This window comes from Dendronalium phyllosphericum CENA369 (assembly GCF_016056275.1).
GTDB lineage: Bacteria > Cyanobacteriota > Cyanobacteriia > Cyanobacteriales > Nostocaceae > Dendronalium > Dendronalium phyllosphericum.
On record NZ_JAECZA010000124.1, the window covers coordinates 1 to 9,591 of the forward strand.

The 9,591-nt window shown below is 40.5% G+C and carries 10 protein-coding genes; 3 read left to right on the forward strand and 7 right to left on the reverse strand.

The window, feature by feature from the left end; genetic code table 11:
* The 3 genes from I8752_RS20275 to I8752_RS20285 all read left to right on the forward strand — a co-directional run.
* Positions 1-365 (forward strand): transposase (locus tag I8752_RS20275; RefSeq protein WP_214434096.1); only part of this gene is annotated, 365 nt, incomplete at its 5' end.
* A gap of 183 nt (positions 366-548) precedes the next feature.
* A complete protein-coding gene (locus I8752_RS20280; RefSeq protein ID WP_214434097.1) occupies positions 549-866 on the forward strand; it encodes a hypothetical protein in 318 nt (105 codons plus the stop codon).
* A 360-nt stretch (positions 867-1,226) separates the two neighbouring features.
* A complete protein-coding gene (locus I8752_RS20285) occupies positions 1,227-1,895 on the forward strand; it encodes a glutathione S-transferase family protein (RefSeq protein ID WP_214434098.1) in 669 nt (222 codons plus the stop codon).
* 65 nt (positions 1,896-1,960) lie between these two features.
* On the opposite strand, the gene I8752_RS20290 is transcribed toward I8752_RS20285, so the two are convergent.
* The 7 genes from I8752_RS20290 to I8752_RS20320 all read right to left on the reverse strand — a co-directional run bounded on the left by I8752_RS20290 (position 1,961) and on the right by I8752_RS20320 (position 9,415).
* A complete protein-coding gene (locus tag I8752_RS20290) occupies positions 1,961-2,959 on the reverse strand; it encodes a DnaJ C-terminal domain-containing protein (protein WP_214434099.1) in 999 nt (332 codons plus the stop codon).
* Between the two features lie 164 nt (positions 2,960-3,123).
* Positions 3,124-3,588, reverse strand: a complete 465-nt coding sequence (locus tag I8752_RS20295) for an AAA family ATPase (RefSeq protein WP_214434100.1) — start codon at positions 3,586-3,588, stop codon at positions 3,124-3,126.
* A 67-nt stretch (positions 3,589-3,655) separates the two neighbouring features.
* Positions 3,656-4,945: a glucose-1-phosphate adenylyltransferase gene (locus I8752_RS20300; RefSeq protein ID WP_214434101.1), complete on the reverse strand. Its 1,290-nt coding sequence runs from the start codon at positions 4,943-4,945 to the stop codon at positions 3,656-3,658.
* A 396-nt stretch (positions 4,946-5,341) separates the two neighbouring features.
* Positions 5,342-5,572 (reverse strand): hypothetical protein, encoded by a 231-nt coding sequence (locus tag I8752_RS20305; protein ID WP_214434102.1) that lies wholly within the window; start codon positions 5,570-5,572, stop codon positions 5,342-5,344.
* 228 nt (positions 5,573-5,800) lie between these two features.
* Positions 5,801-6,100 carry a hypothetical protein gene (locus tag I8752_RS20310; RefSeq protein WP_214434103.1) on the reverse strand — a complete coding sequence of 100 codons (300 nt, stop codon included), beginning with the start codon at positions 6,098-6,100 and terminating at the stop codon, positions 5,801-5,803.
* Between the two features lie 311 nt (positions 6,101-6,411).
* A complete protein-coding gene (locus I8752_RS20315) occupies positions 6,412-8,139 on the reverse strand; it encodes a S8 family peptidase (RefSeq protein WP_214434104.1) in 1,728 nt (575 codons plus the stop codon).
* Positions 8,140-8,701: 562 nt separating this feature from the next.
* Positions 8,702-9,415, reverse strand: a complete 714-nt coding sequence (locus I8752_RS20320) for a DUF305 domain-containing protein (RefSeq protein WP_214434105.1) — start codon at positions 9,413-9,415, stop codon at positions 8,702-8,704.
* Between the last annotated feature and the right edge of the window lie 176 nt (positions 9,416-9,591).

Genomic DNA, 9,591 nt, shown 5'->3' on the forward strand with positions numbered 1-9,591 from the left:
CTGTTCCAGAGATGACTGAGGATATAATTGGTAAACTTTTTGGAGACAGAGGGTATGTCTCACAAAAAATCTTTGAAGAACTGTATGAGCGAGGTTTAGAGTTTATTACTAAGTCAAAGAAAAACATGAAAAACCGTTTGCTCAAACTGATTGATAAAATCTTGTTACGCAAGCGAGCAGTCATTGAGTCTGTTAATGATTATCTCAAAAATGTATGTCAAATAGAACACTCACGACACCGGAGTCCATTAAACTTTCTGGTTAACTTGTTAGCTGGTTTGGTTGCTTACACCTACTTACCTAACAAACCCTCTATTGATATTTACCCTAAAGACTTGCCTGCACTGCCTCCTGCTCTTTTTTAGTTCTGTCGAACTCACGTTAAATAGAACACATTTCATCAACTAAGGAATTAAACCTCTGTCTATGTCTTAAGAATGAGGATTTCAGTTAAGACATTTAGAAATATTAAGGCGGTGTGGGAGAGTTCTATTTTGTTAATTTCAACAATTTGTTCGACCAATATCGACTGAACAGAGGAATCTATCATGGTTAATCCGATTCAATCCGTCGATCTCGACACCACGATCGCCGCTCTGCAAAAAGACCCAACTACAATTCAAAGCAACGATGCCTTCGCCATCATTGACGCTTGGCAGCAAAAGCTTGAAGGTAATGATATTTCTGAAGATTTAGGCGAACTCAAACAAGCTATCCAAAGTGGCGATACCGCAGCTGTTTCTAGAATTCTCACTGATTTAGGTGAGGACACAAAAGCAGTTGCAGCAGACTTGCCTGCTAATATTTCGGCAAAAGTGCAACAAATTGGCTCATTGCTCGAACGAGCAGGAAGAAAGGCTAAGTAGATTTTAGTCTGATACTTAGCATTGGTTCTCCACAGAAGTAAATTGCAAAATTCTTGTTGATTGAGTTGGGATTGAGTTTGACCGAACTGGATAATCAGTAGTTAATTTGTTGAACTCAATTCCAATTTATGGCAATTTTCAATAAGAAATAAGAGCATACATAATACCGTTTTACTTTCAGATTGAAAGATACAGCGAAATTCAGAATTCCGAAATGAGAATTGGCAAATAAAACAAATTTTATGCTTGGCTAAGGAAAATGGCATGATATGTGGGAATATGCTGTGATCGCCAAATCCCCAAAATGCAAAGTGTAAAATTAGCATTATCTGCTCTACTCATCAAGCTGTGAGGTTTCTCATGCTGAAGCTGTATCACGCACCGATTTCTCCAAATTCGCGCCGTGTCTGGATTACACTGCTGGAAAAAAAGCTTGAATTTGAACTAGTAGAGATGAACCTAGATGGCGAGCAGTTTCAAGCAGATTTTTTAGCAATTAGCCCTTTCCACCACGTTCCAGTTTTGGTAGATGACGGCTTAAATATAGTGGAATCCCTGGCAATTTTGGACTATTTAGAGGCAAAGTATCCTACGCCGACTATGTTGCCAACGGACGCAAAAGATTTAGCGATCGCGCGGATGGTGCAACTCGTAACTGTGAATGAGCTTTTGCCAGCAACTACCACCTTTCTACCTCAATTTCTAGGTTTACCTGGAGGAGAACCAGAAGAAATTGAGAAGGCACTCCAAAAAATTGCTCAAGTACTGAAGTTTTTTGAAAATTTATTAGACGATCGCCCTTACTTTGCCAGTCACAACCTCACTCTTGCCGAGGTTGTGGCTGGGACTGTAGTAACACTCTTGCCAGATGTAGGCGTGTCTTTGAACGAATATCCAAAACTAAATACTTGGTGCGCTCGTTTGATGGCACGTCCATCATGGCAAGCTACTGAGGCTACCCCAGAGGCGATCAAAGCTTTCAAGTCTATAATTATGGCGAGAATGGCACAAAAGCCGCCAAACGATTAAAGTTGCAGCTAATCGAAGTTGGGATAGCCGCAACTTTAGTTGTAATGAATTTGCGATCGCCTTGACTACAATTTGACCTGTTGCAAGTGACTGCGGGGATTATAAGTACGTATAGCCCGGATTTTTTCATAATATTCTCGTTCTTGTTGGCTCAGGTCTTTTGGTGGAACAATCGCCACCTTCACCAACTGATCGCCACGCCCGCCTTTGGGGAGATGCCAACCTTTACCGCGCAAACGTAGAGATTGACCAGAACGCACTCCCGCAGGCAATTTAACATTTACTGAGCCATCGGGTGTGGGTACATCGATAGATGCTCCTAAAGCGGCTTCATCTGGCGTAATTGGCACTTCGCAAACCAGATTATCGCCTTCAATTTGGAAGAACGAGTGCGGCTGAAGTTCAACTTTTAAAAATAGATCGCCCCGTTGTTGGGTCATAGGATTGATTTGACCTTTGCCTCGCACGCGCAGACGAGTACCAGGTTTCGCCCCAGCGGGAATGCGAACATCTAAAGTTTCGTTACCTAAGCTAAAGCGCTTTTGTACGCCAGCAAAGGCTTCCGCAAAAGTTAAAGCGATCGCAGCTTCGCTATCCTGGGCAGTAGCCGCACCTGCATCTTGAAAACCAAAATCATTAAAGCCACTAAAACCGCTACTTGTTCTGCCTGTGGAAGTACGATAAGAGTAGTTTTGTCGTCCGCTGCGAGGGCTAGCACCACCAAAGCGCCCTAATAGCTCGTTAATAAACTCATCAAAATTGCCATATTGACTGAAGTCAAAACCACCCATATCGACACCAGCACCGCCGGATGGGAAACCTTGACCAGCTTGTTTCCAATATTGACCAAATTGGTCGTATTTTTTGCGTTTGTCTGGGTCTGACAAAACTTCATAAGCTTCGTTAACTTCTTTGAAGTTTGCCTCTGCTTGTTTGTTTCCTGGGTTGACATCAGGATGATATTTACGAGCTAGTTTGCGAAATGCTTGTTTAACTTCCTCTGGAGTGGCAGTCTTACTTACTCCCAAAATTGCGTAATAGTCTTTGAAGTCGGTTGCAGCCATCTACCAGCCTCCTGTATAAATTTAGTTTATGATTTTTTCTAAGATATGAGATTTGCTGTTTGACAGGTATAATGCCAAGCAAAAGATTCTGATTTAAAATTAACAAACAATAGACAAAATCAAGTGTGGTTCTTGCTCACCGTGCCAGCGCAATTTCCGTACTTCTAACTGTCTGGAAAGCGAATCAAGTTGTCAAGTCCTTCTTCTAGGCTGGGAGGGGCATCCCGAAGTTGACGATGCATCCGCAAGATAATTTCTTCAGGAACCTGTCGGATGCGACGTTTATTGCGTGCCAAGCACAGCCAAACTGGCGTATGCACCCAAATTCCAGTAATGTAAGTAAAGCCGCGATCGCGTGCTAAGGCAATAACTTCGCGGCGATGTCTTCGCTGGGCGTTAGTAGCGTCAAAAATTACTGTTTTACCTGCGACTATAGCTTGCTGAAATTGTTGCTCGATTTCCCGCCAAATCAGCAGCCAAGCCCCCTGAATTGCTTCCGAACCAAAAAGTTGCCCCCGAATAGCATCCGTTGAAATCAGCTGCATCTGGGGGCATTCTGCCACTAATTGTTTTGCCAAAGTAGATTTACCGCTACCTGGAAGACCAATTAACAACAAGAGTTTAGTCATTTGTCCATTTTTCATTGTCAGTTGTCAGTGGCTATTAACTTAATGACTACTGACTACTAACTACTGACTAAATAATAGTTCCATCAGGGATGATGGCATTTTTAAGGACGACGACGATGCCGCTGCGGATGTAGAAGCCTTGATTTTCGCGATCGGCTTCTTGCACGTTATCTTTATTGATAATTTTGACATCGTGACCGATACGGGCATTTTTATCAATGATGGCACGACGAATAATTGTGTCTGTGCCGATGCCTACGGGAATATCACCTTTATCTATATTACAATGACGCTCTACAGATGCTTGGTAAAAGTCTGCACCCATGAGCAGAGATTCTTCAATTGCACACCCAGCTTCAATTCGCGATCGCACTCCTAACACTGAATGTTGAATGCGGCAATTTTTCAAAATACAACCTTCGCCAATAATTGATTCTGTGACGTGGCAATTTAGAAGTTTACTCGGAGGCAAATAACGCGCGCGAGTGTAAATTGGCGCGTCTTCGTCGTAGAAGCTAAAGGGCGGCATTGGTTGCTGAGTCAGCGCTAAATTTGCATGATAAAATGCATCAATTGTCCCAATATCTTCCCAGTAGTCATCAAATAAGTAAGCTTGAATGTTGTAATCTTTGGCTGCATCAGGAATAATTTCTTTGCCAAAATCAGTCCGTTCTGTACCTTCTTTCAACAACTTAAACAAAGCATCTCTTTTAAAGACATAAATCCCCATTGAGGCGATGTATGGCTGTTGTTGGGCTTGTTCTTGTGACAATCCCAAAACAGTAGTATCGACCTGCATTGCTTTTAAGGCATCGCCCTTCGGTTTTTCGCTAAAGTCAATTATTCTGCCGGAATCATCAATCTTCATTAAACCGAAGTCTGAAGCGCGGCGTTCGTCGATGGGAATAACTGAAAGAGTAATATCAGCACCTGTTTCTCTATGATGCTGGATGAACTGGCGGTAATCCATGCGATACAGGTGATCGCCTGAGAGGATTAGATATTCTTCCGCGTTCCATTCCTCCATTAGCCATAGATACTGGCGCACAGCATCAGCCGTACCTTGGAACCAATTAGGGTTTTCTGGTGTTTGCTGTGCCGCTAACACTTCTACAAATCCCTCATTGAAGCCTGTAAAGTTGTAAGTACGAGCAATGTGGCGATTTAGAGATGCTGAGTTGAATTGTGTCAGGACATAGATTTTAAAGATTTCTGAATTAATGCAGTTACTGACAGGGATATCGATTAAGCGGTACTTCCCTGCTACAGGTACAGCTGGTTTTGCACGTAGCTTGGTTAGGGGATACAGGCGAGTACCTGCACCACCACCGAGAATGATTGCTAATACTTTTTTCACAAAATTTCTCCCGACTGCCTTTCAACTCTCACTTTCAGTTTAGGACTGTATGTAGCAACTGGTAAGAGGGAATCCCAGATTCTAATTAGTCATTTACTGATAATAAATTATGCTACTAATAATTCACTCCTCAAATAAGAGGTATAAATAGGCACTTAATTTTTATTTAAAGAATATCTGTTAGAGCTAGATTTCACTATTACACTGTGCATACTAAGGTATTTTAATACTAGTATTTAATTGGACGGCACAGATGAGAAAGTGTCCCTACCCCCGAAAGGGTAGAGATGATGATTGTCAATCAAATCAAACCACTAAATTCAAAATTAATTCTAGAATTCAAGGAAAATTGCGATCGCGCTTCGTATTTTGCTGAAGTGAAGAAATAACTTAAGCTTAACCAGCGCTTAAATTCGCAATGGTAACTTGACTATTTACAATGTTACCGTCGTTCTCAGTCTCTAACGGTTTTGGATGGGGAACATCAACATTTTCGTCATCATGAACGGAGTCATTTAAGTCTCCCGTCTCTCCGGTAGCTTGAGACTCTGAATTAGCACTAAATATACTTGGATCGACGGATTCATGGACTGATAAATTAATAAGCTTTTTTTCTTCCTGAGTCATATTCGCCTCTTTACTTTAAATTATTTTGACTAACTGCTTATATAATTTAAAATTTGCCTAGTATACATGCCATCTAGCAATTTATGTATTCCTAAAGACTTAATTTTGTCCTACATCTTGCTACTAACTAGATAGTATGTAAAAGTTTTAAACACCCAACACTTTACACAAACTGTTAATTATTAATTTTGCCATTGATTCGCCATCGATTTTAAAGAGTGATCGCACTCAAAAACTAAAACTACTTATTGTTTTTGTCTGATTAACCAAATTCAATTTTTGTGACAATTGGATATACTTCACCCAAGTTTGCTCCGACAATTGAGAAATAGCATTTGGCGATAATGTTGCCGTCAATATATCTTTATTATTAGTTCTATTACTGATACCAAAACTTTCCAAAACAGCAGTTTCAGCAGAATCTAAAACTGATTTTGTATGGATAAAAACTATTAAACTTGGTTCTTGAGGATTTTGAACATCATTTAGTGCCATCAATAAGGCAGCGTCTAGTTTCTGATAATTCATAAGCGACACCTTGGTAAAAGAGCAAGCAACTTCTAACCTATGTTATAACCAAGTTACCAAAATTATAAGTTTTTATCGCCTATCTTTAGTACAGGTATAATATATTTGAATCTCATCCTAATTACAGATTTGCTGAAATGTTGCTTTTTTAAGACGATACCATCCTTAAATTCTCAATAAGTTCGTGAGAGTAAGTAGATAGCTTTTGAAAATTTCAGCTAATTCACTAGCATCCGTAACAGCAGATGTTATACCAATTCTTTATGAAGCTTTATTTAGCGAAGCTTCATAAAGAATTGGTATAAGTTTAACTACAGATTAACTGCATTAATCAGCCCAAAACCCCATTTGTTATCAAACGTTCCGGTAGTTTTTCCAGGAATGGTGCTATTTTTGCGTAGCAAGTCTTTTACCGCATCTGGGTCAAGCTTGGGGTTACGCTGCAATAGCAATGCTACTAAACCAGTTACAAATGGAGTTGCCATACTCGTACCAGCCATGACCAGAAACTTAGAATTAATAGTCATAGAACGGTCAAAATTGGCGGCTGAAGAAAGCGCAGAAACAATCATTGCTCCTGGTGCTGCTACATCCGGCTTTTGAGCGTTATTTCGCAGCGGCCCTTCACTACTGAACTCAGAAATAGTATTTAATTCCAAGCCCATTTCTCGCACTTGATTATCAATATCTGTGTATTTAACTTTAGTAGTATAAGCCGCAACTGTAACTGCACTAGCGGCAGCTCCTGGGGAACCGATTTTCAGTGAATCTTTTACACTTGTACCTGTGAAAAACACTGCCGAAGCATCATCTAGCGTCCAGATATCAAGTCGTGTGTCAGACGAGGAAATATTACGTACTCGTAACTGCCAAATACCGCCTTGTACTGGTGAATTACCCTTACCGCGAATTTGCACGAAGAAATTATGGTCGCCGTTGATCGGATCTGGCCCCGGTGTCACAATTTCTACCTGTGAATCTGGCAAATCGTGTTTTTGGCTGGGATTACCCTCGGTGATGATTTTTTGGAAGGGGGTAACGAAACCATTAGGACTCCGCACTGAAACTTCTAATTCTCCTTCACTGCCATACCAAGCGTTTAACCAGAGTATACCTACTTGGTTCAAGGGAACATTAAAGCGCATACCTTTGCTTCGTTTGTTGGTTACATGAGCTTGACCGTGAATATTATCGTTTCCTTCGTTGCCTGCCGCACAGCAAACAATTCGTCCCGGCCCAGATTCGGCATCAATGACTTTTGACAGAGAGTCACTACCATCGTGGGCATCAGCGTGTCCGCCCAAACTGAGATTCACGACTGCTGGTCGCCCCAATTCGCTAGCTATGCGGAAAATGTAGCGAACACCATCGGCAATGTGGGCATCTTGCAAATCTGACTTGACAATGATTAATTCTGCCTCTGGTGCTACACCTCCATAGGTGGTATCAGATCCGGAAGCAATTCCCGCAACATGAGTACCATGACCGTTAGTATCTTGGGAAACGCTCATTTGTATTCCTGTAAATTCTGCCCCATAGCCACCATCTGGTACTCCTGGGCCAGGCAGCGTTTGATCCCAAACACGTAAAATCCGACCTGCAAAGGCGGGGTGTAACGAGTCAATGCCACTATCTACAATACCGATGATGACTCCTTTGCCAGTCAAGGCATTTTTGCTCTGAAAATCTGATATTTGCACTGCTTTTGGTGCAACGTCCATCCGTAGTTTTAATTTACGTGATGGCTTAATACGCTGGACGGCAGCCTCTTCAGATAAGGGATCTAAACCATCGATAGGTAAGAAAGCTGTCCGTACACTTCCTGAGTTTTGATTGACTTCAATGCCGTATTGTGACAAATGGCTCAAGTCTGCATCAGAGTCGCAATAGATAAAAACGACGCTCTTAGTTGGCTTAACAGGGCTTTTAGAGGCAATTATACCTAGCGATCGCCTGTGCGTGATTAAAGCTTGTTCTCCTTCTGTTTGATAGTCTTCATATGCCAATAGCAAACCGGGTGAAAGTTTTTCGTGTCTCATTTGTTACTCACTTTTAATTTATTCTGTACAAGTAAAGTATTGATTTTAGCAAGGTAAGTCTCTAGGACATTAATATAAGCTCAGTGATTTTTGCTGCTTTTATTCATAATTGCAACTCTATTTATCGATTGTTTCGATGAAAAATATTAAGTCAAGCTAGGAAGCTCAGAAATCACTCATAAATTTTAGTTGAGCATTGCTAATTTATAAGTTATTTTTTTGAAGAATTCAGGAGTCAGAATCAATCAGTCGGAGATTGGAACCCGTTACTGATTGAATACCAGACAATTTCTAATTTGGAAGGGGTTTTAAATCCGTTTATTCATCCGTATTCGCACAGAATTCATCCTGAATTATGTTTGACAAAAATCTATTAAAAAAAATAATTTTTTACAGATGTGTAATATTTATAAACACGCATATATAAAAATCCGGTTTTATTTATGAAATTACTTACAATCCATGTTCGTGAAGACAGAATCTAGTAAAGCAATTCCATTTGAGTTGTGAGAAATTTGGTAAGGCTGTTGACTGTTGAAGGTCAACAACCAAAACAAAATATTTACGACTTGTTATACCAAGTTTTGCGCCACTGTTTCATTTGGTTAATCTCTATATTTTGGGCTTTGATAATTTCTTGAGCCAAGTTCTTAATTTCTGGACGTTGTGACTTTTGTAAAGCATCTTTAGCCATAGCCACAGCGCCTTCATGGTGAGGAATCATCGCGTTAATAAAGCGCAAGTCAAATTCTGAATCTGCATTACCTAAATCCATGTTCATCATCATGGCTTGCATTTGTTTAGATGACATATCCACTGTTTTATTCTGTTGGGCATCATAGGCAATTGGTTTATCTCCCGCTTTCGGATACCAAGCTGTGCGCCACTTCTTCATTTGTGTAATTTCTTGATTTTGCGCTTTGATAATGTCGTTTGCGAGCTTTTTAATTTCAGGGCGTTTTGATTTTTGCAAAGCATCTTTAGCCATTGCTAATGCACCCTGATGGTGCAGTATCATCGCATCAATGAATCGCAAATCATAGTTAGCATCAGCTGTACCTAAATCCATCACCATACTATGATTCATGCCACTACCGTGATGCATTTCACGGTGGTTCATCGGTTGCTCGTTGCTAGTATCAGTAGCAGTGGTGTTATTTTGGCTTTGCGTATCCGAAGAAGTTGTAGAACAAGCTGTTAGCAGACTGCTAGAAAAAGAAGCGATCGCTACCAAAATCAATGCTAACAAGTTATGTTTCAGATTAGAAAATTGCATAGATTTTATTAATCCCAAATGGCATTACTTTAGGTAATTAGTTGTTCGCAACTTCATTAAAAATACTACATACTCTAATAGCAAAAAATTAAATAAACGTGAGTTCGACAGAACTAAAAAAGAGCAGGAGGCAGTGCAGGCAAGTCTTTAGGGTAAATATCAATAGAGGGTTTGTT

Coding starts and splice junctions, on each gene's coding strand:
- I8752_RS20280 (WP_214434097.1), top strand. CDS start 549: ATGGTTAATCCGATTCAATCCGTCGATCTCGACACCACGATCGCCGCT.
- I8752_RS20285 (WP_214434098.1), top strand. CDS start 1,227: ATGCTGAAGCTGTATCACGCACCGATTTCTCCAAATTCGCGCCGTGTC.
- I8752_RS20290 (WP_214434099.1), bottom strand. CDS start 2,959: ATGGCTGCAACCGACTTCAAAGACTATTACGCAATTTTGGGAGTAAGT.
- I8752_RS20295 (WP_214434100.1), bottom strand. CDS start 3,588: ATGACTAAACTCTTGTTGTTAATTGGTCTTCCAGGTAGCGGTAAATCT.
- I8752_RS20305 (WP_214434102.1), bottom strand. CDS start 5,572: ATGACTCAGGAAGAAAAAAAGCTTATTAATTTATCAGTCCATGAATCC.
- I8752_RS20310 (WP_214434103.1), bottom strand. CDS start 6,100: ATGAATTATCAGAAACTAGACGCTGCCTTATTGATGGCACTAAATGAT.
- I8752_RS20315 (WP_214434104.1), bottom strand. CDS start 8,139: ATGAGACACGAAAAACTTTCACCCGGTTTGCTATTGGCATATGAAGAC.
- I8752_RS20320 (WP_214434105.1), bottom strand. CDS start 9,415: ATGCAATTTTCTAATCTGAAACATAACTTGTTAGCATTGATTTTGGTA.